At 62.0% G+C, this 24849-nt stretch carries 24 protein-coding genes, 1 tRNA gene and 3 pseudogenes; 12 read left to right on the top strand and 16 right to left on the bottom strand.

All coding sequences use genetic code 11. From position 1 onward, the window contains the following. Positions 1-13 precede the first annotated feature (13 nt). Positions 14-759, top strand: a pseudogene (gene ubiG / locus BKP54_RS32190) (bifunctional 2-polyprenyl-6-hydroxyphenol methylase/3-demethylubiquinol 3-O-methyltransferase UbiG). 196 nt (positions 760-955) lie between these two features. Here ubiG and BKP54_RS32185 read toward each other — a convergent pair. The 5 genes from BKP54_RS32185 to BKP54_RS32165 form a co-directional block, all read right to left on the bottom strand. Beyond that, a complete protein-coding gene (locus tag BKP54_RS32185; protein WP_025424550.1) occupies positions 956-1522 on the bottom strand; it encodes a GNAT family N-acetyltransferase in 567 nt (188 codons plus the stop codon). 129 nt (positions 1523-1651) lie between these two features. Continuing rightward, positions 1652-2080: a DUF1178 family protein gene (locus BKP54_RS32180; protein ID WP_057210230.1), complete on the bottom strand. Its 429-nt coding sequence runs from the start codon at positions 2078-2080 to the stop codon at positions 1652-1654. Then, positions 2077-2934 carry a carbon-nitrogen hydrolase family protein gene (locus BKP54_RS32175; RefSeq protein ID WP_025424552.1) on the bottom strand — a complete coding sequence of 286 codons (858 nt, stop codon included), beginning with the start codon at positions 2932-2934 and terminating at the stop codon, positions 2077-2079. Before BKP54_RS32175 ends, BKP54_RS32180 begins: the two co-directional genes overlap by 4 nt. A gap of 114 nt (positions 2935-3048) precedes the next feature. Next, positions 3049-3306 (bottom strand): glutaredoxin 3, encoded by a 258-nt coding sequence (gene grxC / locus BKP54_RS32170; protein ID WP_038575627.1) that lies wholly within the window; start codon positions 3304-3306, stop codon positions 3049-3051. Between the two features lie 47 nt (positions 3307-3353). Continuing rightward, entirely contained in the window at positions 3354-4130 is a 777-nt protein-coding gene (locus BKP54_RS32165; RefSeq protein WP_025424554.1) for a ComF family protein, read from the bottom strand. 124 nt (positions 4131-4254) lie between these two features. On the opposite strand from BKP54_RS32165, the gene BKP54_RS32160 reads away from it, so the two are divergent. Next, entirely contained in the window at positions 4255-5133 is an 879-nt protein-coding gene (locus tag BKP54_RS32160; RefSeq protein WP_084815508.1) for an SAM-dependent methyltransferase, read from the top strand. 120 nt (positions 5134-5253) lie between these two features. Here the strand turns inward: BKP54_RS32160 and BKP54_RS32155 are convergent, their stop codons facing one another. The 6 genes from BKP54_RS32155 to BKP54_RS32130 form a co-directional block, all read right to left on the bottom strand. After that, a complete protein-coding gene (locus BKP54_RS32155; protein ID WP_063963353.1) occupies positions 5254-5427 on the bottom strand; it encodes a Flp family type IVb pilin in 174 nt (57 codons plus the stop codon). A 74-nt stretch (positions 5428-5501) separates the two neighbouring features. Continuing rightward, positions 5502-5822, bottom strand: a complete 321-nt coding sequence (locus BKP54_RS32150; RefSeq protein ID WP_057210232.1) for a hypothetical protein — start codon at positions 5820-5822, stop codon at positions 5502-5504. A gap of 180 nt (positions 5823-6002) precedes the next feature. Further along, entirely contained in the window at positions 6003-6416 is a 414-nt protein-coding gene (gene mutT / locus BKP54_RS32145; RefSeq protein WP_025424557.1) for an 8-oxo-dGTP diphosphatase MutT, read from the bottom strand. Positions 6417-6419: 3 nt separating this feature from the next. Next, positions 6420-7175: a GNAT family N-acetyltransferase gene (locus tag BKP54_RS32140; protein WP_107028038.1), complete on the bottom strand. Its 756-nt coding sequence runs from the start codon at positions 7173-7175 to the stop codon at positions 6420-6422. A 172-nt stretch (positions 7176-7347) separates the two neighbouring features. Further along, a complete protein-coding gene (argJ, locus tag BKP54_RS32135; protein WP_025424559.1) occupies positions 7348-8589 on the bottom strand; it encodes a bifunctional glutamate N-acetyltransferase/amino-acid acetyltransferase ArgJ in 1242 nt (413 codons plus the stop codon). Between the two features lie 132 nt (positions 8590-8721). Next, the gene (locus tag BKP54_RS32130) at positions 8722-9579 is read right to left on the bottom strand and encodes a peptidylprolyl isomerase (RefSeq protein WP_025424560.1); all 858 of its coding nucleotides are present in this window, start codon (positions 9577-9579) and stop codon (positions 8722-8724) included. 244 nt (positions 9580-9823) lie between these two features. Between BKP54_RS32130 and secA the strand changes: the two genes are divergently transcribed. The 3 genes and pseudogenes from secA (at position 9824) to BKP54_RS32115 (ending at position 15471) form a co-directional block, all read left to right on the top strand. Then, positions 9824-12538 carry a preprotein translocase subunit SecA gene (gene secA, locus BKP54_RS32125; RefSeq protein ID WP_025424561.1) on the top strand — a complete coding sequence of 905 codons (2715 nt, stop codon included), beginning with the start codon at positions 9824-9826 and terminating at the stop codon, positions 12536-12538. 268 nt (positions 12539-12806) lie between these two features. Continuing rightward, positions 12807-14200 (top strand): annotated as a pseudogene (locus BKP54_RS32120) (lipopolysaccharide biosynthesis protein). Next, positions 14197-15471: a GNAT family N-acetyltransferase gene (locus BKP54_RS32115; RefSeq protein ID WP_084815506.1), complete on the top strand. Its 1275-nt coding sequence runs from the start codon at positions 14197-14199 to the stop codon at positions 15469-15471. The pseudogene BKP54_RS32120 and the gene BKP54_RS32115 overlap by 4 nt, the downstream one beginning before the upstream one ends. Before the next feature lie 6 nt (positions 15472-15477). Here BKP54_RS32115 and BKP54_RS32110 read toward each other — a convergent pair whose 3' ends face one another. Next, positions 15478-17127: an AMP-binding protein gene (locus tag BKP54_RS32110; RefSeq protein ID WP_057210239.1), complete on the bottom strand. Its 1650-nt coding sequence runs from the start codon at positions 17125-17127 to the stop codon at positions 15478-15480. A gap of 254 nt (positions 17128-17381) precedes the next feature. Further along, positions 17382-17466 (bottom strand) — tRNA-Leu (locus BKP54_RS32105). Positions 17467-17790: 324 nt separating this feature from the next. On the opposite strand from BKP54_RS32105, the gene BKP54_RS32100 reads away from it, so the two are divergent. Beyond that, positions 17791-18300: a disulfide bond formation protein B gene (locus BKP54_RS32100; protein WP_025424620.1), complete on the top strand. Its 510-nt coding sequence runs from the start codon at positions 17791-17793 to the stop codon at positions 18298-18300. Between the two features lie 117 nt (positions 18301-18417). Here the strand turns inward: BKP54_RS32100 and BKP54_RS32095 are convergent, their stop codons facing one another. Continuing rightward, positions 18418-18975 carry an HNH endonuclease gene (locus BKP54_RS32095; protein WP_025424621.1) on the bottom strand — a complete coding sequence of 186 codons (558 nt, stop codon included), beginning with the start codon at positions 18973-18975 and terminating at the stop codon, positions 18418-18420. Positions 18976-19082: 107 nt separating this feature from the next. Beyond that, positions 19083-19730 carry a DNA-3-methyladenine glycosylase gene (locus BKP54_RS32090; protein WP_025424622.1) on the bottom strand — a complete coding sequence of 216 codons (648 nt, stop codon included), beginning with the start codon at positions 19728-19730 and terminating at the stop codon, positions 19083-19085. A 54-nt stretch (positions 19731-19784) separates the two neighbouring features. On the opposite strand from BKP54_RS32090, the gene gluQRS reads away from it, so the two are divergent. Continuing rightward, entirely contained in the window at positions 19785-20675 is an 891-nt protein-coding gene (gluQRS, locus tag BKP54_RS32085; RefSeq protein ID WP_025424623.1) for a tRNA glutamyl-Q(34) synthetase GluQRS, read from the top strand. 6 nt (positions 20676-20681) lie between these two features. Here the strand turns inward: gluQRS and BKP54_RS32080 are convergent, their stop codons facing one another. Continuing rightward, the gene (locus BKP54_RS32080; protein WP_025424624.1) at positions 20682-21563 is read right to left on the bottom strand and encodes a YihY/virulence factor BrkB family protein; all 882 of its coding nucleotides are present in this window, start codon (positions 21561-21563) and stop codon (positions 20682-20684) included. 183 nt (positions 21564-21746) lie between these two features. On the opposite strand from BKP54_RS32080, the gene BKP54_RS32075 reads away from it, so the two are divergent. From BKP54_RS32075 to BKP54_RS32055, 5 genes and pseudogenes are all read left to right on the top strand, one after another. Beyond that, complete coding sequence (locus BKP54_RS32075; RefSeq protein ID WP_025424625.1) at positions 21747-22580, top strand: SDR family oxidoreductase; 834 nt, start codon at positions 21747-21749, stop codon at positions 22578-22580. Between the two features lie 23 nt (positions 22581-22603). Continuing rightward, positions 22604-22807 carry a twin transmembrane helix small protein gene (locus tag BKP54_RS32070; RefSeq protein WP_025424626.1) on the top strand — a complete coding sequence of 68 codons (204 nt, stop codon included), beginning with the start codon at positions 22604-22606 and terminating at the stop codon, positions 22805-22807. Between the two features lie 16 nt (positions 22808-22823). Then, positions 22824-23402, top strand: a complete 579-nt coding sequence (locus BKP54_RS32065; RefSeq protein ID WP_084815505.1) for a cob(I)yrinic acid a,c-diamide adenosyltransferase — start codon at positions 22824-22826, stop codon at positions 23400-23402. 137 nt (positions 23403-23539) lie between these two features. Next, positions 23540-24334 (top strand): rhomboid family intramembrane serine protease, encoded by a 795-nt coding sequence (locus BKP54_RS32060; protein WP_025424628.1) that lies wholly within the window; start codon positions 23540-23542, stop codon positions 24332-24334. Positions 24335-24622: 288 nt separating this feature from the next. Next, positions 24623-24849 (top strand): annotated as a pseudogene (locus BKP54_RS32055) (hypothetical protein); the annotation flags it as partial.

Genomic DNA, 24849 nt, shown 5'->3' with positions numbered 1-24849 from the left:
AGGAGACGGCAGCATGAGCGAGACAGCGCGCACGACGATCGACCAGAGCGAAGTAGACCGCTTTTCGGCCATGGCGCCGAGTGGTGGGATCCGACGGGAAAGTTCCGGCCGCTGCACAAGTTCAATCCGGTGCGCCTTGCCTATATCCGCGACAGGGTTGCCGAGCATTTCGGCCGCGATCCGAAGAGCCCGCAGCCGCTGAAGGGCCTGCGCCTGCTCGATATCGGTTGCGGTGGCGGGCTGCTGTCGGAGCCGATGGCCCGCATGGGCGCTGACGTCGTCGGCGCGGACGCTTCGGAAAAGAATATCGGCATTGCCAAGACCCATGCGGCCGGCAGCGGCGTTAACGTCGATTATCGGGCCGTGACGGCCGAAGCCCTCACGGAAGCGGGCGAAAGCTTCGACATCGTTCTCAACATGGAAGTGGTCGAGCACGTCGCCGATGTCGATTTCTTCATGACCACCTGCGCCCATATGGTTCGCCCCGGCGGCCTGATGTTCGTCGCCACCATCAACCGCACGATGAAGGCGGCGGCATTGGCCATCTTCGCCGCCGAAAACGTTCTGCGCTGGCTGCCGCGCGGCACGCATCAATATGAAAAGCTCGTGCGCCCCGAGGAATTGGAAAAACCGCTGGTGGCAAGCGGCCTGGAACTGACCGAACGCACCGGCGTATTCTTCAATCCGCTGTCCAACCAGTGGAACCTGTCGAAGGACATGGACGTCAATTACATGATTGTCGCCAAGCGCCCGCTCTAACGCAGCCGGCCCTTCGCATCCGCATCAAATCCTATGCAAAGCCCTCCGCCGACGCCGTTCGCCGGGGGGCTTTGCTTTTAGCGCTACTGCATAGTTCCTTAAATCGGATCCGATTTTAAGGACAAAATTATGCAGCAAGTTTAAAACGCTACAGCGTCCTTTGTGCGTCATATTTGACGCACGGCGCTGTAGCGCCTCAAGCCACCTTCGGCCGCGCCTGCCACTCATGCTGAAGCAGCGCGTAGATGAACTCGTCCCCCCATTGGCCGTTGAACAGGTCGTTCTGGATCAGATGCGCCTCACGGCGCATGCCGAGCCGCTCGACGACCCCGACGGAACCGGCGTTGAGCGGGTCGAGACGGGCAAAGATCCGGTGGAAGTTCAATTGGAAGAAACCCAGGTCGAGCACTGCCCGCATCGCTTCGGTGGCATAGCCCTTGCCCGAAAATGCCGGATTGAAGATGTAGCCGGCTTCAGCCTGCCGCGCCGCCTTGCTGGCGAGCTTCAACAGCACCTCGCCGACAAGCGCGCCATCCTGCCTCCGTTCGACCGCAAAAACCGCGACATCGCCATCCGCATCGAGACGCGGGTCGCTCGCCTTGGCGAATTTTGCGCGCGCGCCGTCCTCGTCAAGCGGATTGGCATAGAGATAGCGGTAAACCTCCGGCAGCCGGTGATAGGCATGGAACCCGTCGAAATCCTCAGGCGCAAAATGCCTGATCGTCAGGCGGTCGGTGGAAATGCGAAGGTCGGAAAGATCCATAGCGCTCAAAATCCCGGATTACAAAGATCCGGAAATGGGAACCAACGATCTGTTTTTAAAGGGTGTTTGCTAGATTTCGCCTGAGAGCGCTGAAAGTCGGTGGCGCGAGCAGGCATTGCGCTCTGCAGGTCAGTTGACCTCGTCGGGCAACACCGGCAGTGGCGCGATCGCGATGCCCTCTTCGAGAAGCGCGACAGCCTCTTCCACGGTCGCCTTGCCGATCAGGCCGCGTTCATCCGTCTCGCCATAGTGGATCTTGCGGGCCTCTTCGGGAAAGCGGTCACCGACATCCTCGGCATTGTCGCGCACCGCCTTGACGAGTTCGCGGATTTTCGCGACGGTTTCCTTCTGCGCCTGGTCCATGACCAATGCCCGCGTCGCTTCCTTCTTGCGGGCGGTCGCGACCGACGGTGCCATCAGTTGCTTGGCAACCGACGTGGAATTGCAGGTGGGACAGGAGACGAGCTTGCGCTCCATCTGGCGGTCGAAATCGTCACTCGACGAGAACCAGCCCTCGAAAGCGTGGCCCTGATCGCAGGAAAGCGTGTAGCGAATCAAGCGGCAACGCCTCCTTTTCCGGTCGGCAGGACATGATCCAGCCCAAAGCTGCGGGCATTCCTGAGGTTCGGGATCTTGGCGCGGGCCACATGCACGGCGGCCACGTCTATTTCAGCCAGCACGATCCCCTCGCCGGCAGCACCCGCTGCGGCGAGCACCTTGCCCCAGGGGTCGACGATCATCGAATGGCCAAAGGTCTCACGCCCGTCCTCATGCACGCCGCCCTGTGCAGCGGCGATGACGAAGAAGCCGTTTTCGATGGCACGGGCGCGCAGCAGGATTTCCCAATGCGCTTCGCCCGTCTGCCGGGTGAAGGCGGCCGGTACCGACATCACCTCTGCGCCTGCAACCGCCTGCTGGCGGAACAGCTCGGGGAAGCGAACATCGTAGCAGATGGCAAAGCCCAATTTGCCGAAATCGAGGTCGGCAAGGCGTGCCGTGCTGCCCGGGGTGTAAGCAGCGCTCTCGCGCCAGCTTTCGCCATTGTCGAGATCGACGTCGAACATGTGGATCTTGTCGTAGTCACAGATTTTCACCCCATCCGGACCGAAGAGGAAACCGCGATTGGCGATCTTGCCGTCGGCAAGGGCAATGGCGGTCGAGCCCACATGCAGATGAATGCCGAGTTCGCCAGCAAGCGCTGCCGCTTCGCGAACGATAATATCGTTTGCCTCGTCCTTGAGTACGGCCCGCAAGCCGGCACGATCGCGCTGGAGCGCACCCGTCATCTCCGGCGTCTGGACATAGATCGCCCCGTGACCAGCCGCCTCGCGCACCAGCCGTGCCATCGTCTCGGCGTTTCGTGCCGGATCGACGCCAGAACACATCTGGATGGCGGCAGCCTTGAATGTCATCGCAGTCTGGCTCCTCAGGGCATTTCCCGGAAAGGCACGAAGCAGCTCTCCGTCGGAAATGCGCAAAGCTTATGAGATGGAGCGCTTCGCCACTCCATCCAAAGCGGCAACGGTCTAGGCGACGAGCATTTCGTCGAGCTTTCCGGCGCGCTCGAGCGCGTGCAGATCGTCGCAGCCGCCGACATGGATATCGTTGATGAAGATCTGCGGAAATGTGGTTCCGCCATGCGATTTCTCGATCATCTTCTGGCGCACCTGCGGATCGTAGGTTGCATCATGCTCGAGGAACGAGACGCCCTTGGTTTCCAGAAGCTTTTTGGCAGCCGAGCAATAGCCGCAGAACTGACGCGTATAAATAACGACCGAAGCCATGTTTCCTAACCGCTCCTTCACCGGCAACGATGCCGGACTTCCATTTGTCATATAAGACCGGACATGGCTCTTGCAAAGGTTAAAACCGTGACGTGGCCGGCCCCCGCCCGCTTCAGCGCGCGGGTCGCGGCCGAAACGGTGGCGCCGGTGGTATAGACATCATCGACGAGAACGATGCGTTTTCCGACGAGACCTTGCTTGCCGCTTTCGGTGACGGCAAAGGCGCCGCGAACATTGTCTTCACGCGCCTTGGCGCCGAGCCCGACCTGCTTGGTCGTGCGCCTGATCCGGCGAAGCGTTGTCGGCAGGTAGGGCCGCCCGGACAGTGCGGCGACGGAACGGGCAAGCTCTGCCGCCTGGTTGTATTTGCGCCCCCAGAGCCTGAAGGCATGCAGCGGCACCGGGATGATCGCATCCGCGGAGGCGACGGCACCATCGCTCGCCCGGACCATCCATTCCGCCATCATCGGAGCAAGATCGGTGCGGTCCCGATATTTCAGCCCATGCACGAGTTCACGCGCGATGCCTTCGTGGATCGCAACGGAGCGCAGGCGGTCGAACACCGGCGGATCGGCGATCGCCTCGGGCGACACCGTTCCCTCGCCGTGATCATGGGCAAACGGCAGGCCGAGGATTTCGCAGTAGGGCCGCTCGAGCAGTTGAAGCGTCGACCAGCAGGGCGCACAGACGGCCCGGTGACGACCCATCAGGCGTCCACAACCGCAGCAGACGGGCGGGTATACGACGTCGATGAGATCAACGCCGATCCGCCGCAGAAAGGCCAGGCAATCCGCCAGGCCAAATTGCCGCTCTTCCCAGTTCATGAGGTTGACTTTGCCGTCGTGTGGGTTTCTTTGCAGGACGCTGTAGCACTTTGAAATTCTGCATGTTTACTCCCTTAATCGGTTTCGATCCGGGGAAGCAATCATGCTGCCGGAGCAGAGTACCGTGGAAATCATCTTTGACCAGAACCTTGTCGAGGCCCACCGTCGCCGGGCGCTGCGCAATGCCGACCCCAAGGCAGCCTTCCTCCTCGATATCGTCGCACAGGAGCTGGCCGACCGTGTCAGCGTCGTCGAGCGACAGTTCGACAGGGCTATGGAATTGCACGGCTACACTGGCGCAACAGCCCTTCGGCTTCTGGAAACCGGCAAGGTCGGAACGGTCGAGCGGGTGGAAACGGATCCAGGCTTCGGCACGACCGCCATGCCGGTCGCGATTGCGCCACTCGAGCGCATCCCGGCCGAGCCCGAGACACTCAATCTTCTCGTCTCCCCGCTGTCGCTGCATCTCACCAACGACACGCCCGGCGCCTTCATCCAGGCGCGCCGATCGCTGAAGCCGGACGGGTTGTTCCTGGCAGCTATTCCCGGCAATGGAACGCTGAACGAGTTGCGCGAGGCGTTGCTTGCCGCCGAGGCCGAGCTGACCGGGGGCGCAAGCCCGCGCGTCGTTCCCTTCGCCGACGTTCGCGACATGGGCGCATTGCTGCAGCGGGCGGGCTTTGCCCTGCCGGTGGCGGACGCAGAGACCTATACGGTGCGCTACGATTCGCTCTTCGCGCTGATCCGGGATTTGCGGGCGATGGGCATGACCAGCCCGCTTACAGCGCGCAGCCGGACACCCGTGTCCCGGCGCTTTTTCCTGAGGGCTGCGGAAATCTATGCCGAGCGCTTCTCCGACCCGGACGGCCGCATCCGCGCGACCTTCTCCGTCGTCTACCTCTCAGGCTGGGCACCGCACGAAAGCCAGCAGAAACCGCTGAAGCCGGGCTCTGCCAAACAGCGGCTGTCGGAGGCTCTTGGGACGAAGGAAAGACCGGTCTAGGAGCATTTCCAGGAAAAGTGCCAGCGGTTTTCCGCCAGGAAATGCGTAAAAACAAAGAGGTGGCGCGCTCTGCGACCTCGTCCAAAGCGGAAACGCGCTAAGCGTCCGGTCCGATCAACGTCAACTCATTGCGTTCTGGAATGTCGTCGTCAACAGCTCGAAGATGGCCGTAAGCGCTGCCTGTATCTGCTCCATTCCGAGAAGCAGGCTGACAGAAATGATCGCTGCGATGAGACCGTACTCGATCGCTGTGGCCGCGCTTCTATCGCGAATAAGGCGCTTCAACGTGTCCATAGGTCCCCAGCCCGGTTGGAACTCACTTCCCGACCGGCAGACACGCAAGGAACCAGTCCGACGCGCCGCCCGGATCAGCAGCCACTCTTGCTGCCGTCGGCATCGATGATGCAGACCGCACCCGGCATTTCCTGAAGCACGCTGCGGCGCACGGTATAGCGCTTGGTGGTGCCGTTCGAGGGGATAGAGCCGGTCGAAATATTGTCGTAGTCCACCGGCGTGTTCGCCAGCATGCGCTTGTCCGTCTTCGAGGACAGCATCGGTGTCAGGATCAACGTCAGTGCAATCACCGCTGTTCCAAACAGCAGCGACAGATTGAGCACGCCTGTCCGGCGGGACTGGCTCGTCGCCATGTCCTTCTCCTGAACCGTCCTCCAGAAATCGTCGTCTACCATCCAAGCCTCACAAACGCAGAAGGTGCGGCGAACGGGAGCATCCTTCCCAAGCTTCGTTTGCCACATTGTCCGAAACCGATACGCCGCTCGCTGAACGTTACGCACCGAAACTGAATTGAAGTTATCTTTGCGGGAGGGAGATAAACGATCGATTAATAATCGGTCGGTTTTTGGGTAGGTTCAGAGCAAATCCATAAGAAATGGGATGAGCGGCTCATCGGCAGGAGGCATCGGGTAGTCGCGCAGTGCCTTGGAGCGCACCCATTTGATCGCCTGGCCCTCCCGCCCAATCGCCACGCCTTCATAGCGACGGCAGACATAGAGCGGCATCAGCAGGTGAAAATCGTCGTAGGTATGGCTGGCAAAGGTCAGCGGCGCCAGGCAGGCAACCTTGGTCTGGATGCCGAGTTCTTCGTCCAGTTCGCGGATCAGCGTTTCCTCCGGCGTCTCGCCGGGCTCCACCTTGCCGCCGGGAAATTCCCAGAGGCCGGCAAGCGATTTGCCCTCAGGACGCTGCGCCAGCAGGATGCGGCCATCAGAATCCACCAAGGCGCAAGCCGCGACGAGAACGATCTTCTTTCCGATAGCGTCCATCATTCAAGCTTTCGGCGTGCGGTAGAGATAGCTGTAGACATCGCGGAAACCGGCGCTGCGATAAAGCGCCAACGCCGCCTCGCTGGTTGCCTCGACCTGTAGCCATGCCTTCTTGGCGCCGCGCAGGCGCGCCCAGCGCAACGAAACGTCGAGCATGGCTTTGCCCAGCCCCTGTCGACGGAAATGCTCATCAACGGCAAACAGCATGATGCCCGCGAGATCGTTGTCCTGAACGACGAGCGATACCGCCGTCGGCCCGCTTTCCACGTCCTCGAACAGGAACAGCCCGCTCTCCGGCTTGATCGAATTGATGATCTCGGCCAGTGCCGCCTTGGTCTTGGGGTCTTCCTTGCCGATGCGGATGCGTGCGTCGACGAAGCGGCCGACGTCCTTGATCGGCAGATGGTCAATGCCATCACCAAAGTCGCGCTCGGCGATATCAGCCATCATCACGGTGCTATGGGAGAAGGCGGTCCAGCCTTCGGCATCCATGTGGGCGATCAGTTGCGGCGGCGTCAGCGGCGTCTGTCGCACGGTCAGTGGCCGGTCGTAGTCGGCAAAGCGCCTGGCAGCCTTTTCCAATCGAACAGGGATGTCGCGGTAATCGGAGGGATCGAGCGGGTTGACCGAATTGAGACGCTTGGAATCGTGGCCAGCATTCAGCCGGATCAGCCAGCTGCCGTCATAATGGACCGACGCCGCCGGCCAGGCGCGAAAGCCGACGGCCTCAAGCCGCCGTACGCTCGGAAGATCAACCATCCGCTTGTCCTTGCCTTCAGCCGCGGCATCGCCTGCGGACGGCTGGGTCTCGATCGATGTCATCTGCTTACCCCCAACAGGCCAAACCAATTACCGACAATGCGAGCAGCTTTGGGAGCTGCAAGCCCCGGGGGAGCTGCAAGCCCCGGGGAAAAGACTGCGCGCGAAGACGTCAGCTTCTGTAGTCGCCGTTGATCTCGACATATTCCTTGGTGAGGTCGCAGGTAAAGACCGTCGCACGTCCGGCACCAAGCCCGATATCGACGCGGATCGGGATATCCTGCGCCTTCATGACCGCCGTGGCGGCGGCTTCCGAATAGGTAGGATCGCGCTCGCCCTCGACGGCGACCCGCACATCGCCGAACCAGATGGCCAGCCGGTCGCGCTCGGCCATCTCGCCGGACTTGCCGACGGCCATGACAACGCGTCCCCAATTGGCGTCCTCACCCGCAACCGCGGTCTTGACCAGCGGCGAATTGGCGATCGAAAGCGCGATGCGCTTCGCGGCCGCGTCGTTCTCGGCACCCTCCACCGTAACGGCAACCATCTTGCGCGCACCTTCGCCGTCGCGAACGACCTGGAGAGCCAGATCGCGCAACAGATCGTTGAGGGCCGCCCGGAAGGCGTCGAGCTTCGCATCGGAAGCATCCGTCACTTTCCGCTGGCCATCGCCGGCAGCAGCACCGGTCGCAAACAGCATCAGGGTGTCGGACGTCGACGTGTCGCTATCAACGGTAACCGAATTGAACGTCGGGCCGACTCCGGCCGAAAGCAGCGCCTGCAGCGCCGCTGGCGCGATGTCGGCGTCGGTAACGACGAAGGAGAGCATCGTCGCCATGTCAGGCGCAATCATGCCAGCACCCTTGGCGATGCCATTGATCGTCACCTTCACGCCGTCGATCTCTGCGCTGCGGGTGGCGACCTTCGGATAGGTGTCCGTGGTCATGATCGCCTTGGCGGCCTCGAACCAGAAGTCTTCGCGGCCGGCAGCGGCGAGATCGTCGAGCACGCCTGCGAACTTCGTCGCGTCCAGCGGTTCGCCGATGACGCCGGTCGAGGCCAGAAACACCTCACTCTCGGCGCAACCGGCAGCCTTCGCCGCCGATTTCGCGGTCAGTTCCGTCGCGTCGCGGCCCTTCTTGCCGGTGAAGGCATTGGCATTGCCGGAATTGACGACAACCGCACGCGCAACGCCGCCGCCAAGGCTCTGGCGGCAGAAGTCGACAGGCGCTGACGGGCACTTGGAGCGGGTGAACACGCCGGCAACAGCCGCAGGCTTGTCGAAAACCATCATCAGCACGTCGGTACGGTTCTTGTACTTGATGCCGGCGGCGGCAGTTGCCATGCGAACACCGCGCAAGGCGGGCATTTCGGCAAAGGTTTTCGGAGCGAGCGGAGAGACGGAACCGGACATGGGAAACCTGCGTGAAGAACGTGGGGTCAAGGTGGCGTTGCGACAAATGCCCGAGCGGCTTTCGGGCCGTCGGGCATCGACAAGAAACGTAGATCGGCGAGCCTTGCCTAAAGCACAACCCGCCGGTCGAAATTACTTGGCTTCCTGCGCCTTGTTGGCCTCGTCGTAGGCCTTCTTCAGAGCCGGATCGGAAATCTCGACACCGGCGTCCTTCTTGGCAGCAGTAAGAAGCTCAACGTATTTGTCGCGCATGACAAGCTGACGAACCTGCGGCTCGACCTGCTCCAGCGCCGGCGGGGCCTGCGGACGCTTGTCCTCGACCAGGATGACATGGAAGCCGAATTGCGTCTTCACCGGCGTCTTGGTGTAGGCGCCCTTATCGAGCGTGAACACGACGGCGTCGAATTCAGGAACCATGCGGCCCTTGGTGAAGTAGCCGAGGTCACCGCCGTCATCCTTGTTCGGATCGGAGGACTTGGCCTTGGCCAGCTCGACGAAGCTCTTGCCGGCGTCGAGTTCCTTGATGATTTCCTTGGCCTCTTCCTCGGTCTTGACGAGGATATGACGTGCCTTGATTTCTTCCTGCACCGGAACCGCGGCGATTTCCTTGTCGTAGCGTGCCTTCACCTCTTCCTTGGTGATCGCGTCGACGACGTGCTTCTTGAAGAAGGCGTTGTGCAGTTCGCGCTCGGTCAGGTAGGCCAGACGCTGCTTGAAGGCCGCGTCGTCCTGAAGGCCTTCCTTCTCGGCCGTCTTCGACAGAAGCTTGACGTCGATGACAGCCGAAAGTGCTGCGGCGCGCTTCTGCTCTTCCGGCATCTGCTGCAGCTGCGGGTCGAGACCACCAAGGGCGAGGTTGAGCTCGGACTGGCGCACTTCTTCGCCACCGACCGTGGCGATGACAGGGTCCGCATCTTCGGCGCGCGCGACACCATGAACGGCGATCGCCGCAACCAGGGCCGCAGCGGCCAGGGTCTTAAACTTCGACATGCTCGTAACCTTTCACCTTTGGCCGTCAACGCGATTGCATTGGGCTCGTAGCGGCTGAACACCACCAGAATGTGGCGGTTCTGTAGCCGTCCAGCCACGCAAGTGCGTTGACATAATTCGACCCCCCTCTTATCTGTCACGCAACCTCGCGTCCAGAACAGTTTCCGGGCGTTTCACGGCATTGCGCGGTTTTGACGGTGCGGCCAGTGGAACCCAAGGCAACAAAAAAGAAAGGACCATTCATATGGTCAGTCTCGGCGGCCTAGCCCGCAAGTTGTTTGGCTCCTCCAACGAACGCCGTGTGCGTGGCTACAAGGCCAGAGTGGATGCCATCAACGCTCTTGAAGCCGATATGAAGGCTTTGTCGGATGAGGCACTCGCCGCCAAGACCGTGGAGTTCCGCCAAGAGTTCGCAGACGGCAAAACGCTCGACGATCTGCTGGTACCGGCTTTTGCCGTTGCCCGCGAGGCGGCCCGCCGCGTCCTCGGCCTGCGCCCCTTCGATGTGCAGCTGGTCGGCGGCATGATCCTGCATGAGCGCGCCATTGCCGAAATGAAGACCGGCGAAGGCAAGACACTCGTCGCGACCCTGCCCGTCTATCTCAACGCGCTTGCCAGCAAGGGCGTGCACGTTGTCACCGTCAACGACTACCTGGCCCAGCGCGACGCCGCCACCATGGGCCGCGTCTACAGCTTCCTCGGCCTGTCGACCGGCGTGATCGTCCACGGCCTCACCGACGACCAGCGCCACGCGGCCTACGCCTGCGACATCACCTACGCAACCAATAACGAGCTCGGCTTCGACTATCTGCGCGACAACATGAAGTATGAGCGCGCGCAGATGGTCCAGCGCGGCCACTTCTTCGCCATCGTCGACGAAGTGGACTCGATTCTCGTCGACGAAGCGCGCACGCCGCTGATCATTTCCGGCCCGCTCGACGACCGCTCCGATCTCTACAACACGATCAACGAGTTCATTCCGATGCTCTCGCCGGAAGACTACGAGATCGACGAGAAGCAGCGCTCAGCCAACTTCTCCGAAGAAGGCACCGAGAAGCTTGAAAACCTCTTGAAGCAGGCCGGCCTGCTCAAGGGTGAATCGCTCTACGACATCGAAAACGTTGCGATCGTCCACCACGTCAACAACGCGCTCAAGGCCCACAAGCTGTTCCAGCGCGACAAGGACTACATCGTACGCAACGACGAGATCGTCATCATCGACGAGTTCACCGGCCGCATGATGCCGGGCCGCCGCTATTCCGAAGGCCAGCACCAGGCGCTCGAAGCCAAGGAAAAGGTGCAGATCCAGCCCGAGAACCAGACGCTCGCCTCGATCACCTTCCAGAACTATTTCCGCATGTATTCCAAGCTCGGCGGCATGACCGGTACGGCCTCCACCGAAGCAGAAGAATTCGGCAACATCTACGGCCTGGAAGTCATTGAAGTTCCGACCAACCTGCCGATCAAGCGTATCGACGAGGACGACGAAGTCTATCGTACGCAGGGCGAGAAGCTCAAGGCGATCATCGACGAGATCAAGTCGGCGCACGAGCGCGGCCAGCCGATGCTGGTCGGCACCACGTCGATCGAGAAGTCCGAACAGCTTGCCGATCTGCTCAAGAAGTCCGGGTTCGACAACTTCCAGGTGCTGAACGCGCGCTATCACGAGCAGGAAGCCTTCATCGTGGCCCAGGCCGGTGTACCGGGTGCGGTGACGATCGCCACCAACATGGCCGGTCGCGGTACCGACATCCAGCTCGGCGGCAACGTCGACATGCGCATCCAGCAGGAACTCGCAGAGGTCGAGCCCGGCCCCGAGCGCAACGACCGCGAACAGGCGATCCGCGCCGAGGTGCAGCAGCTGAAGGAAAAGGCGCTGGCAGCCGGCGGACTTTATGTTCTCGCCACCGAACGCCACGAAAGCCGCCGTATCGACAATCAGCTGCGCGGCCGTTCCGGCCGTCAGGGCGACCCCGGCCGGTCCAAGTTCTACCTGTCGCTTCAGGACGACCTGATGCGCATCTTCGGCTCCGACCGCATGGACGGCATGCTACAGAAGCTCGGCCTCAAGGAAGGCGAGTCGATCGTCCACCCCTGGATCAACAAGGCGCTCGAGCGTGCGCAGAAGAAGGTCGAAGCCCGCAACTTCGACATCCGCAAAAACCTTCTGAAGTACGACGACGTGCTCAACGACCAGCGCAAGGTGATCTTCGAGCAGCGCATCGAGCTGATGGATGCCGAGAGCGTCACCGAAACCGTCACCGACATGCGCACCGAAGTCATTGAGGACATCGTTTCCAAGCGCATCCCCGAGCGGGCCTATGCCGAGCAGTGGGACGTCGAAGGCCTCAAGGCCGACGTGCAGCAGTACCTCAACCTCGACCTGCCGATCGCCGAATGGGCAGCCGAAGAAGGCATCGACGAGGCGGACATCCTCGAGCGTGTGACGGCGGCCACCGACAAGGCGGTTGCCGACCGTGCCGAGCGTTTCGGTCCCGAGATCATGCAATATGTCGAGCGCTCGGTCATCCTGCAGACACTCGACCACCTCTGGCGCGAACACATCGTCAATCTCGACCATCTGCGTTCGGTCATCGGTTTCCGCGGCTATGCCCAGCGCGACCCGCTGCAGGAATACAAGTCCGAGGCCTTCGAACTGTTCCAGGCCCTGCTCGGCAACCTGCGCCAGGCCGTGACGGCCCAGCTCATGCGCGTCGAATTGGTCCGCGAAGCGGCCGAGGCGCCGCAGCCGGCGCCGCCGCTGATGGAAGGTCACCATATCGACCCTCTGACCGGCGAAGACGATTTCGGTCGCGGCTCCGACTCGCTGCTGGCGGTCGCACCGGCAAACCGCAACCCGGCCGATCCGTCGACCTGGGGCAAGGTCTCGCGCAACGAAGCCTGCCCGTGCGGTTCCGGCAAGAAGTACAAGCATTGCCACGGAATTTACGAAGCCTGATCTGAAGATGCCGCCTCCGGGCGGCATTTTTGTTTGTGGGGCCGCAAAGCGCGCAGACCGCCCTGTCGCCAGGCACAGAGTTGCCCGCTTTGCCGTTCGACCATCGTGCTCACGGCCGGCGATCCAGCAGCATCCGATCGGCCCCTTTCCCTGAGGCAAGGACCCCGACTGAACCGTTTGTTAACGCTGATCTGGCACAACCAAACCCTGTATTGCGTAATCTCAGGGTGTTCTCGTGTTCATGGCGGTATGTCAAACAGCCGGACGAATGCTGCCGTCGGCGCTGCGACACCGCCTGTCTCCGCTCATCGGCGTGCTGGTCGCCGCCCTGACCGAACAGGACCCGAAGAATACGGCGCGACGTATGGCGCTTGTCGCCTTCGTCATCCGCATCCTCAGCGCCGCAATCGCATTCCTCTCCCAGATCATTCTTGCACGCCTGATGGGCGAGTTCGAATACGGCATCTTCGTCTTCGTCTGGGTGTTGGTGATCCTGTTCGGCAACCTGTCCTGCGTCGGCTTCCATTCCGCCGTCATCCGCTTCCTGCCTGAGTATCAGGCAACCTCCGCGCTCGCTGAAATTCGCGGGCTGACGACCACCGCCCGGATCTTTGCGCTGATGTCGGCAAGCACACTGGCCATCGTCGGCTTCCTGGGGTTGTGGCTCTTCGCCGACCGGATCGAGGACTACTATCTCGTTCCGCTCTATCTCGGCCTGTTCACATTGCCGATGATCGCGCTTGGCGATGTGATGGACGGCACCGCCCGCGCCCATGGCTGGCCGCTTTCGGCAATGAGCCCGACATTCATCATTCGCCCGCTGCTTGTGCTCGGTTTCATGGTGCTGGCAACAACGATGGGCGAGCCGCATACGGCGCCGACCGCCATCGCGGCAGCCATGGCCGCCGCCTATGTCACGACCGTCAGCCAATTCCTCGCCCTCACCTGGCGCCTGCGTTCGCGCTATGTCAGCGGCCCGCTTCGCATCGAAATGGGACGATGGCTCAAGGTCGCGGTGCCGATCTTCCTGATCGACGGCTTTGGCTTCCTGCTCACCAATTCCGACGTCGTCATCGTCGCGTCTATCTCAAGCCCGACGATGTCGCGGTCTATTTCGCCGCCGCCAAGACGATGGCGCTGGTGCACTTCGTCATGTTCGCAGTCAAGGCGGCCGCCGGCCCACGGATTGCAGGCGCCATGGCCGCACGCGACCGCAGGCAATTGGCAGGCATCGCCGTCGAAAGCGCGCGCTGGGCATTCTGGCCGTCGCTCATGGTCGGCGCAGCGGTCCTGCTTGCCGGCCCCTTCCTGCTCTCGCTCTTCGGTCCCGCTTTCCTCGGCGGGCTGCCGCTGATGGCCATCCTCTTTGCCGGCATCATGGCCAAGGCCTTCATCGGACCTGCCGAAATCCTGCTGACGATGGCCGGCCAGCAGATGCTCTGCGTGATCCTTTACGCCGGCGCACTGGTGGCCAACATCACGCTAAACTTGTGCCTCATTCCACTTTTCGGACTAACCGGTGCTGCATTTGCAACCGCCGGTGCTATGTTCGTCGAGGCTATGCTGCTTCATTTCGCCGTAAGGCGCACCTTTGGCTTCGCACTCTTCGCTTTCGCAAGCGGGCGTTCGAGCCATGACAACAACGGGGCGATCCATCCATGATCGGCAATACCAATCTTCCCGCTGACGCAGACGATAGGGCTGTTCGCATTCTTGGCGGGCTGGCACCGATGGGCCACTCCCATCCGCAGGCCGAGCACATGCTCGAGGTCGGGCGCCCCGGACGGCATCTTTCGATCTACCCGGCCAAGGCCGGCTACGAATTGCAGCGTGAGCTCGACTTCCTGTCGAACCGGGCGCTTGAGCCGAACGTGTTCTTCACCGGCCATTTCCTGGCGCCGGCGATGCCCAGGCTCGAGGAACGCGTGATCCGGCTGGCCATCATAAGGGACAATGACGAGCGCCGCAGCCGCATGCGCTTCCTGATGCCGTATTCGATCGAGAAGCCCGGTTTTTCGATTGGCGCCTCGATCATCCGCGCCTGGTCCAATCCCTTCGGTCCGCTTGGCGTGCCGCTGCTCGATGCCGAAGACGCCGCCGAAACCATCGACAACCTGTTCGAGGCCCTGACCAATCCGTCGGCAAGCCTCCCCCCGGTTCTCGTGCTGCCGGATCTACGCCTCAAGGGCAAGTTCGCGCAGCTGGCGCGCGCCGTCGCCATCGGCCGGAACCTGCCGCTGACGGTAACCGACACGTTCAGCCGGCCGATGCTCGAAAGCCTGCTCGACGGTCCGACTTATCTGAAGAAATCGATCAGCCCGGCACATTTCCGCGAATTGCGACGCCAATGGAATCAGCTGGAAAAACGCGGGCAGCTTGCCTATTCGGTCGCGCGCCAGCCGAGCGAGATCCGCATTCGCATGGAGGAGTTCCTTGCGCTGGAAGCGTCCGGCTGGAAGGGTCGCGAGCGGAGCGCCATGGTGCTGGACCGGTTCCGCGCAGCCTTTGCCCGCGAGGCAATCACCAACCTCGCCGAAGCAGACAGCGTCCGCATCCACACGCTCGATCTCGACGGCAAGGCGATCGCCTCGATGGTGGTGTTCCTGATGTCGGGCGAGGCCTATACATGGAAGACGGCCTACGACGAACGTTACGCGAAGTTTTCGCCCGGCAAGCTGCTGCTGGCGGAGCTGACCGAATGGCACCTCGATGACGCCAACATCGCCCGCTCGGATTCCTGCGCCGTTCCCGACCACCCGATCATGAGCCGCTTCTGGCAGGAACGCGAAGAGATGGGAACACTCGTCATCGGCCTGCAGCAGACGCGCGACCGCGACGTCCGCCAGGTCGCTGCCCAGCTGCACCTCTACCGCAACACCCGCAACATGGCGCGGATGCTGCGCGAAAAGATCAAGGCGCTCGCCGGGCGGTGACCTCGTTCAGGCCGAGGGTGAGTGCGGCGGCTCCGCCGCTGCCCGCTCGCGCAGGAACCGGCGAATGACCTTGCCCGATGTCGTCAGCGGCAGGCTGTCTACGAAGGCGATCTCGCGCGGATATTCGTGCATCGACAGCCGCGTCTTCACCCAGTCGCGGACGGACTGGGCCGTCTTTTCGTCGCCAGCCACACCCGGTCTCAGAACGACATAGGCCTTGACGATTTCCGTGCGCAGCGCGTCGGGCTTTCCGACGGCCGCGGCCAGCTGCACATCCGGATGGCCGGCAAGGCAGTCCTCGATCTCTCCAGGACCGATGCGATAGCCCGAAGAGGTGATCACGTCGTCATCGCGCCCGAAGAAGGTGAAATAACCTTCGCCGTCCATCACGCCCTGGTCGCCGGTTGTCATCCAGTCGCCGATGAACTTTGCTTCGGTGGCCTTGTCGTTCTTCCAGTAGCCGAGAAACATCACCGGATCCGGCCGTCGGATCGCCACCTGGCCGACGGCTCCCGCCGGCAACTCCCGGCCGTCGGCATCGATGATCGCCACGCGATGCCCCGGCGCCGCCTTGCCCATCGAGCCAGGCTTTACCACACCGAGATCAGCGGCGGACGAAATGACGATGTTGCACTCCGTCTGGCCATAGAACTCGCTGACATCGAGGCCGAGCGCGGCCCTGGCCCATTCGAAGGTTTCGCGCCCGAGCGCCTCGCCGGCCGAGCCGATGGTTCTGAGGTTGAGACGATATCGCTCGCGTGGCATTTCGATCGCCTTCATCAGCCGCAGCGCCGTCGGCGGAATGAAGGCGTTGCGGACATCCATCTCTTCCAGAATGCGAAAGGCGGTGTCCGGATCGAACTTCTGCGCCGGTGACGAGACGACGGGGACGCCGAGCAGCAGCGAAGGCAAGAGCGCGTTCAGCAATCCGCCCGCCCAGGCCCAGTCCGCAGGCGTCCACATCCGATCACCCGGTTGCGGCAGGAAATGATGGTGAAACTGAAACCCCGGCAGATGGCCGAGCAGTACCCGGTGGCCATGCAGCGCGCCCTTGGGCGGCCCTGTCGTCCCTGAGGTGTAGATCATCAATGCCGCATCGTCGGGCGTGGTATCGGCGGCAACAAAACCATCGGCATCGCCTGAGGCAAGGTCGGTGAAGTCGAGCGTGCCGGGAACGCGTTCGGCGCCGGCCAGCACGACTAGCCGTAGATCCGGCAGCCGGTCACGGATGGCCGCGACCCGCTCATGACCGAAAGCATTGGTGACGATTGCCGCAGCACCTGCGTCCAGCAGGCGGTACTCCAACGCCTCTACTCCAAACAGCAGGGCCAGCGGCAGGGCGATCGCGCCGAGCTTGTAGATGGCGGCGTGCGCGATGGCAGCCTCGAACCCTTGTGGCAGCAATATCGCCACCCGGTCCCCCGGCCTGATCCCCTGGCGTTCAAGCCCGCGCGCGAAGGCCGAGGATTGCTGGGAGAAGGCGCCGTAAGTCAGCGTTCGATGGCCGCCATCCGGGTTGAAATGCTGAAGGCAGATGCGCTCCGGCTCTTTTGCCGCCCAGGCATCGCTCACCGCAACGCCGATGTTGAACTTCTCGGGGATCTGCCACTGGAAAGCGCCGTAGAGTTCGTCGTAATTCTCGATTGTCGGTAACATGGCCCCGCCGCAACAGACTTCTGCTGCACTGCACCTAACATCTTCGCCCGCCTCTGTTCAATGACCCGGCATGACGAGTGCGACCTCACTGTCTATGTCAGCGCCACGATTGCAGGCCCGAGGATGGTCAGCAGGATGTTGCCGATGGCGCCCCTGTTGCAGTGGCTCGCATCAAGCGGGCAGTAGACAGATTCGCCACTCACGGACGTCAAAGATGGGATGCGGGATCGACCGGTGCGGGAAAAACTGAGTGATGGTGCCCCATGCCGGGGTCGAACCAGCACTCCTTTCGGAACTCGATTTTGAGTCGAGCGCGTCTACCAATTCCGCCAATGGGGCTCAGGGATATAAGATATCAGCGGCTGGGATTTACACGAAGGTTTTTGCCGTGGTCAACCATCAATTTCAACGAAAGCACGTCGCCCAAAAGTGTGCACCGGTTTTGCGACTACGGCATGCACAAAAGCAGGAACGCAAACGTGCGGCAAGCGATCCCAAGAGATCGCGACACGGCTTGGCGGAGCGACAATCACGAAAGCGTGCAAACATGACGCAGAGGACGCGATTTACAGCACGCGCCGTCGCACCTAAGAAGGCCTTATTCAGTTGCAATGCAGCATATGCCGGATACTGATCCGTTATGCTTTCCAGCATGAGGTACGCATGATCGACGCTTCCACCGCTACCCGCCACCACCTGTTCATCGCCGTTCTCCTGACGCTCGGCATGGCGGCGACCGTCGGCGGTGCGCTCGGTTTCGAGCATATCGGCGGATATATCCCCTGTGCGCTCTGCCTGCTGCAGCGCGATCCCTACTACTACGGCATTCCGCTCGGCATTCTGGCTGTTATCACCAGCGCCTTGAAGCTGCCGACCTGGACGACGCGCACCCTGCTTCTGGCGATCGGCATCCTGATGCTCGTCGGCGCCGGCATGGGCGTCTATCACTCGGGCGCCGAATGGGGCTTCTGGGAAGGTCCGTCGACCTGCGCCACGACAGCGCAGGGCGTATCGTCCAATGTCGGCGATCTCCTGGGCGACCTCGATTCCAAGCACGGCCCGTCCTGCACCGAGGCGGCGCTTCGGGTGCTCGGCTTGTCCTTTGCCGGTTGGAACGTGATTGCCAGCCTGATCTTTGCAGCGATCGCCTTGCGCGGCGCCGCAAAGGCCTGATCTGCGAGGCCGGAACGGCCGACCCAAAAGTAACGCCGCATGATGAAGGATCACGCGGCGTGCTCCATGCCCCAGCTCAGGGCCGGACTTCGTCCAGAAAGCAATGGTCCAAATGCCTCAGGGCTGCAGTTCGACATCCCAGTAGAGATAGTCCATCCAGCTTTCATGCAGGTGGTTCGGCGGGAAAAGCCGGCCATTGTTGTGCAGGTCCTGCACCGTTGGCTGGTAGGGCCTCTGGTGCGGGAACATGCCGGCCTGCTTCGGCAGCTTGCTGCCCTTGCGCAAATTGCAGGGCGAGCAGGCCGCAACGACGTTTTCCCAGGTCGTCTGGCCACCATGGGCGCGGGGCACCACGTGGTCGAAGGTCAGGTCGTCGGGCGTGCCGCAATACTGGCATTCGAACTTGTCGCGCAGGAAGACGTTGAACCGGGTGAACGCCGGATGACGCGACGGCTGCACGTAGCTCTTGAGGCAAACCACGCTCGGCAACCGCATCGAGAAGCTGGGCGAGGAGACCGAATGCTCGTATTCCGCAAGGATAATCACACGGTCAAGGAAGACGGCCTTGATCGCGTCCTGCCAGGACCAGAGCGACAAGGGGTAATAACTCAGCGGCCGATAGTCAGCGTTCAAGACGAGCGCTGGTAAGGCCTGCGGTGAGACTGCAATCGTCAAGCGTATTCTCCTGATCGATTCGGCATCTGCACCTTCTATATTAGGCCCGTTGCAACAGGATTGTGAAGCCGGAAAGAAAAAAGCGAACAACGGATTCGCTTTTTCCTTCAAGGTGTCACAGGAACAGCATCCCGCCGCATTTCTTGGGCGTAATAGGCCCAGAACAGACGTGCCGCGACGCTGCGCCAAGGCGCCCAGGACGCGGCCAGCGAATCAATCTCGCGGGCGGTCGGGCGCAGTTCGAGACCGAGCCCGTGGCCGATCGCGTTCTGAAGCGCGACATCGCCGGATGGAAAGACATCCGGATGCCCGGCACAAAACAAGAGATAGACCTCCGCCGTCCAGCGGCCGACGCCCTTGATGGTCGTCAGCTCGCGGATCGCCTCCGGGGCTTCGACATTGCAGATCGCGTCGAGGTCGATTTCGCCGGCAACGACCACCTGCGCAACCCGCCTCAGCGCATCGGCCTTGGCGCGGGAAAGCCCGATCGCCCGGCAATCCTCGTCGCTGAGCGTCAGGGCGGCAGGTGCGGTAATCTCGCCGAGCGAGGCTTCCATGCGTTTCCAGATCGCCGCAGCGCTTGCCTTCGATACCATCTGCGACACGATGATGCTGGCGATACCACGATAGCCTGGGTCGGTTCGCCTGAGCGGCACCGGCCCGGCCCTGGCCACGACATGTTCGAGACGGGCGTCGAGCATCATCAGGCCGGCAAGCCCCGCCTCGATGTCCTCATGTGTTCGGATGATCCGCATGGCGCCTCCAAAAAGCGGATGATTTTTATACCGCTTCCATGCCAAAGGGAAACGATGGCAGACACGTCATCCACGCAACCCGTTTTCCGTTTCGCACCGAGCCCGAACGGCCTTTTGCATCTGGGCCACGCGCTGTCGGCAATCCTCAACCACGATATGGCAAAAGCGTCGGGCGGACGGTTCCTGTTGCGCATCGAGGATATCGACCGGACGCGCTGCCATCCGCAATTCGAGGCCGCGATCTCTAGCGATCTCGCCTGGCTCGGGCTTGAATGGGAACAGCCGGTGCGCCGGCAATCGGACCACCTCGACCTATATGCGTCCGCACTCCAGCGGCTGAACGACATGGGCCTCGTCTATCCCTCGGTCCTGTCGCGCGGCGAGATCAAGGCGGCGGTTGCCGATGCCGAAGCCCGCGGCAATGCCTGGCCGCGCGATCCGGACGGCGCGCCGCTCTACCCAGAGCGCGAGCGCGATCTGGGGGCCGATGCGCGCAATGCCATCGTTGCCGGCGACAAGCCCCATGCCTGGCGGCTGGACATGAAAAAGGCGGTGCTTGCGGCGGGCGCACCGCCGCTGACCTGGCAGGAAACCGGCAGCGGGCCAGATGGAGAGACGGGCCTCATAACGGCGGATCCGGCGGCCTGGGGCGACATCATCCTGTCGCGCTCCGATGCGCCGTCGAGCTACCATCTGTCTGTTATCGTCGACGATGCACTGCAAGGCATAACGCACGTGGTGCGCGGCCGCGACCTTTATCATGCAACCGCGGTGCACCGCCTGCTGCAGCGGCTGCTGGACCTGCCGGAGCCGGTCTACCACCATCACCGCCTGCTGCTCGGCGCCGACGGCCGCAAGCTTTCCAAGAGCAATCGTGACACTGGCATCTCGGCCTTCCGCGAGGCCGGCCGCTCGCCGGCCGACATCCGTGCTTTGGTCCTCTGATGGAATTCAGTCCTCGGTAGTGCGGGGGCTCTGGAAGCTGCGCCGCACCATGCGCTTGACCCGGTATTTGAGGATCGCCGCATTGATCTCTGCGCCGATGATGAAGATCGCCGCGACCATATAGAGGAACACCAGTACGATCATGATCGAAGCGAGACCGGCATAGGTCGAGACATAGGTCGCAAAGGTCGAAAGATAATAGGCGAAGGTGTAGCCGCCGATCGTCCAGCAGAGCAGCGTCAAGAAAATACCGGGCAGCACGTCAATCACTTTGCGGTGACCGTCCGGTAGCCAGAGATGCGACACCAGGAGCCCGCCCGTCACCACGACCAGGGCCAGTGGCAGACTCCAGTTGTCGACGGTTGCCAGCACGCCGTCGAGCCAGGGCAGCCATTCGCCGGCATAACGAAGCGCCAGCGGCACGGCGACGAGCAGGATGCTCAGCGCCGCCAGGATCAGCACCCCGGCAATCACAAACCCGAGGCTGGCAAGGCGCGTCACATACCAGTAGCGGCTTTCCGTCACCCGGTAGGCGCGGTTGAGCGAGACCCGCAAGGCCTCGACCCCATTCGAGGCGAAATAGGCGGCCGCGAGCACCGAAACGGTCAACAGGCCGCCACGCGGAATGGTCAACACCTGGACGATCTCGTTGGCGATCGGGGTCGCGATCGATTCCGGCCAGGCGTCGAAAATGAGATGGACCGCAGTCTCGGCAAACTGATCGGCACCAAGGAAGCTGCCGAGCGCCGTGCCGAAAATCAGGAAGGGGAAGACAGCAAGCAGGGACGAAAGCGCCACATGGCTCGCCATGGCCCAGCCGTCGTCCAGACTGAAGTGCCATAGCGCATCGAACACGACTTTCCAGGTGATGCGAATAAACGCTGGCATTTCCACTCCGGCCCAGTGGCGCCGCGGTCGCGTGCCTTCGCATGCGGATCCTGCGGCGCCGTTCCATGGCATTGACGCTCGTCCGACCGCGACAGCGTACACGGGTTTCGGCTCGCGCAATTCAATTGTATCCCGCCGATGAATATGGGAAACGGGGGCAGGATTGCTACAGGAATCGACAGGATGTCCGATCGTCCCACAATCATTGTCACCGGTTGTTCATCCGGGATCGGCGCCCATTGCGCCCACGCGCTGCATGCGGACGGCTGGCGGGTGTTTGCGACCGTGCGCCGTGACGAAGATCGAGGCGCCCTTGAAAGCCAAGGCATCGAGACCTTCCTGATGGACTATACCAAGCCGGAAACGATCGCCGCCCTGGTCGAAGCGGTGATGGCGCGCTCGGGCGGGCGCATCGATGCGCTGTTCAACAACGGCGCCTACGGCCAAGCCGGCGCGGTCGAGGACCTGCCGACCGAGGCGCTCCGGCTGCAGCTCGAAACCAATGTCATCGGCTGGCACGACCTGACGCGCCGGGTGATCCCCGCCATGCGGGCGCGCGGAAGCGGCCGCATCGTGCAATGCTCCTCCATCCTCGGCATTGTGCCCTACCGCTGGCGCGGCGCCTATAACGCATCGAAGTTTGCGATCGAGGCGCTGTCGCTGACCCTGAGAATGGAACTCGCCGGAAGTGGCATCAAGGTCAGCCTGATCGAGCCGGGGCCGATCGCCTCGAAATTCACCGCCAATGCCGTGACCTATATCGAGCGCTTCATCGACCTGAAGAATTCGGTCCACCGCGCCGAGTACGAGCGGCAGATGCGTCGCCTGAAAGGCGAGAGCAAACCGGTCGCGGGCAAGCTTGGACCGGATGCCGTATATGCAGTCCTAAAGCACGCGCTGGCGGCAAAGAGACCGAAACCGCACTATATTGTAACAAGGCCCGCCAAGCAGGGCGCGTTCCTGAAGAAGCTCCTGCCGGCAGCATTGTTTTACCGCATTATCGGCCGACTCGGCTGAGTGAAAACGCAAGGGAGCATTCGATGTCCAGTTTCGTCACCGGCCTGACCCTGTTCGTCATGGGGCTGGTCGTCATCGTTCTGATCCGCGGCCTCTTGAACATGATGAGGGGTGGCAGCAGCAGCAAATCCAACAAGCTGATGCAGGCCCGTGTACTGCTGCAGGCAGTCGCGATCGTATTGATCATGCTGACGCTATGGATCACCGGCGGCGGCCGCCCCGCCTAAGGAACGTGACGACACCATGGTCAAGCTCAACAAGATCTACACCCGGACGGGCGACAACGGCACCACCGGGCTCGTCTCCGGTCCGCGCCGCCTGAAGAGCGATCTCAGGGTCGATGCCTATGGCGCAGTCGACGAGACCAACGCCTTTGTCGGGCTTGCCCGGCAACACACCGCCGATGTCGCCGATCTCGATGCCACCTTGATGCGGATCCAGAACGATCTCTTCGATCTCGGCGCCGATCTCGCGACACCCGACACCGGCGAGAAGCCGGAATACGAGCCGCTTCGCATCGTCGCAAGCCAAGTCACCTGGCTCGAAACCGAAATCGATCGGCTGAACGCCGATCTCGAACCCCTGCGCTCCTTCGTTCTGCCGGCCGGCAGCGCCGCATCGGCCGCACTGCATGTGGCGCGAACCGTCGCCCGGCGTGCCGAACGGCAGATGGTGGCACTTGCCCAGCTCGAAGCCGAAATCGTCAGCCGCGAGGCGATCGCATATATCAACCGGCTGTCGGATTTCCTGTTCGCCGCCGCCCGTTGGGCAAACGACAAGGGCCATGCCGACGTCCTTTGGATTCCCGGCAAAAACAGATAACGTTTCCCCACTGCACAATCTCACCCTTAAGTCGGGCTCGATTAAAAGGTGAGACTGTGCAGTAAAACAAAGTGTTACGGCGACCATTGCGCGTCTGGACAGGCGCGGCGCCGTAGAATCACGCTTCGGGAGACCGCATGTTCATACCGCTTCACGATAAGAACACCCTGAAGCACATCAAGGTTCAGTATGTGACGATCAGCCTGATTGTCATCAACATCGTTGTTTGGCTGATAACCGGGCCGATCGCCACGGAAGAGTTCGCCAACGCGACGCTTCTGGGCTTCGGCTATATCCCGGCGCTCATCTTCGATTATGCCCAGCTCGATCCGTCGCTGATCATCGTGCCCGACGGTTTCACCTTCATCACCTATTCCTTCCTGCATGGCGGCTTCATGCATCTGGCGATGAACATGCTGTTTCTCTGGGTGTTCGGCGACAATGTCGAAGATGCGCTCGGGCACTTTCGCTTTCTGCTGTTCTACCTTGCCTGTGCCGCTGCCGGGGCCTTGGCCCATGGCCTGTTCGACCCGGCATCGGAAGCGCCTCTGATCGGCGCATCGGGTGCGATCTCCGGCGTGGTCGCCGCCTATTTCCTGTTGCATCCGAAGGTGCGCGTCTGGGTGCTGGTGTTTTTCCGCATCCCCCTGCCCCTGCCGGCGGCCATTCCGCTCGCCTTCTGGATCGGGCAGCAATTCTTCATGCTGGTGGTCGATCCGGGCAGCGGCGTCTCGTGGAGCGCCCATGTCGGCGGCATCGTTGCCGGGCTTGTCCTCGTGGTCATTTTGCGACGCCGCGGCGTGCCGCTCTTCGACCGGACGATCGTCACGCCGCGCGCCGTCGAGCATAAGGTGGAGTCCGTCGTCGTCACGCCGCAACCCACGCCGGAAACGCGGAAGCCGCCGACACCCTGGGGTCGACCAACCGTTTGAAACCGCCGGCTTGGCATTTCCAGCGCCCCGGTTTCGTCACCATTTCAAAGGCTTGATCGTCGCCGCATGATCGCGAAAGAACCGTCATGCCGCATCTGCGAAGAGGTCTTGTCAGCTCACTTTCTTACGTGTACGTAAACGTTATTCCAATTCTCGGGATTATATCGATTTAGCGTCATGCACAGTGATTGTAATTGGAGAAAAAACGCGTATCGATGTCGCCAACCGACAATCAGGCGGCTCCGTTAAGGCGCATTTTCCTGCGAAAGCTCTTGGAGGGAAGAATCCATGAAAATACTTGTGACGGTCAAGCGGGTGGTTGACTACAACGTCAAGATCCGGGTGAAGGCTGACGGCTCGGGTGTCGAGCTTGCCAACGTGAAGATGTCGATGAACCCGTTCGACGAGATCTCGGTGGAAGAGGCGCTGCGGCTGAAGGAAGCCGGCAAGGCCGACGAGGTCGTGGTCGTCTCGGTCGGTCCGGCCAAGGCCGAGGAAACGCTGCGGACGGCGCT

Source organism: Ensifer sp. 1H6 (genome assembly GCF_001976035.1).
Taxonomy (GTDB): domain Bacteria; phylum Pseudomonadota; class Alphaproteobacteria; order Rhizobiales; family Rhizobiaceae; genus Ensifer; species Ensifer canadensis.
The sequence above is the reverse complement of the archived record's forward strand: the minus strand, read 5'-3'. Positions and strand labels throughout refer to the sequence as shown.